A 1586-nucleotide genomic window follows, 5' to 3' on the forward strand; every position below is an offset into this window, starting at 1 on the left:
GATATGGATAGTGTAGATCAGGAATTGTATTTTTTCATTCTTGTAAAAATCGAAATATACAGAAAATACATTTTTCAAACGAATATTTATTCTAAAAATAAATAGAAGAAATATATGATAAATGAAGGAACTATTAAAGGGGGGAAACACGATTGAAAAAATTTTTAAGCGCAATTCCATTATCATTACAGCATTTGTTTGCGATGTTTGGTGCTACAGTTTTGGTGCCGGCACTAACCGGTCTTGATCCTGGAAGTGCACTTATTGCCAGTGGTTTAGGAACCTTGATTTTCCATCTTATTACACGCGGAAAGGTTCCTACGTATCTAGGTTCATCCTTTGCCTTTATTGCTCCGCTTGCGTTGTATGTGGGGAAGTTACATTCACCTGGTCAAGCCGTTGCAGGTCTTATCAGCGTTTCCATTGTTTATGCCATTGTATCTATAATCATTTCATTTGTCGGCTTTGAAAAAGTCCGCAAGGTAATTCCTGCAGTTGTCGTCGGACCTGTTGTAAGTATTATCGGTCTTTCGCTGGCAACCACGGCGGTGACCAACATGGCTTCGACCCATTGGGATGTCGCTATCGTCAGCCTTCTTGCAGCGGTCATCGCAACGCTTGCAGGTACAAAGGTAATCCGCCTTTTGCCGCTCATAATCGGTCTTGCAGTAGGGTATGCTTATGCCTCGGTGCGTGGATTTGTGGATTTTCATACCATCGCCACTGCACCGACTTTTGCTCTTCCGCATGTCGTCATGCCGGAATTCACGTGGGTCGTGATCCTCGGAATGGCGCCAATTGCACTGGTTACCATCATCGAAGACCTTGGACATATGTTTGTACTAAATGAGATTACAGGAAAAGATGTGACAAAGAATCCTGGATTTTCAAGCATCCTATGGGGGAATGGTATTGCAACATTAATCTCCGGCTTCATCGGCGGACCTGCACAAACAACTTACGCGGAAAATCTCGGGGTTCTAGCCATCACACGCCAGTTTTCCAGTAGGATCGTTCAAGGCGCTGCTGTTCTTGCGATTCTTCTTGGCTTGTTCGGTAAAGTTGGAGCTGTTATCCAATCCATTCCAGTTGCAGTGATGGGCGGCATATGTATCCTGTTATTTGGTATGATCGCTGCCATGGGGATCCGTCACCTTATTGAGGAAAAAGTGAGTCTGGCAAATATGAAAAATTTGGTCATCGTCGCGATCATCTTCATCATCGGAGTTGGATATGCTCACAATGGTATCGCCTACGCTACTATTACTGGATTGCTCATCCATTGGCTCGTTCCCGATTTTACGACAAAGAATGAACGTTAAAATGAAAAAGCCATTCCAAACACTTGCAGCGGAATGGCTTTTTATTTGTGCGTAAACAACTAGGTCAAAGGAAATGTTAACCTTTTTTTACTATTCTTAGAGAAGGACCTATAAGCAACGACATCCATGGAGTTAAAATAAATAAAGTTAAATTAAAAAAATGTATTTCCGGAAAAGAAAGCCGTATCCAATGTAGACGGGAGAGCTAATAAAATTGGTTGCTGCTGTGCGGGAGCCTTTTTCTTTGTTCACTAAGGCTATTTT

At 42.3% G+C, this 1586-nt stretch carries 1 protein-coding gene; it reads left to right on the top strand.

All coding sequences use genetic code 11. From position 1 onward, the window contains the following. Positions 1-152 precede the first annotated feature (152 nt). On the top strand, positions 153-1322 hold the full coding sequence (locus V7137_RS13280; RefSeq protein WP_335698530.1) for a uracil-xanthine permease family protein: 1170 nt from the start codon (positions 153-155) through the stop codon (positions 1320-1322). The last annotated feature ends 264 nt before the right edge of the window (positions 1323-1586 follow it).

Origin of the sequence: Neobacillus drentensis, assembly GCF_036962765.1 — a bacterium.
Classification (GTDB): domain Bacteria; phylum Bacillota; class Bacilli; order Bacillales; family Cytobacillaceae; genus Neobacillus; species Neobacillus drentensis_C.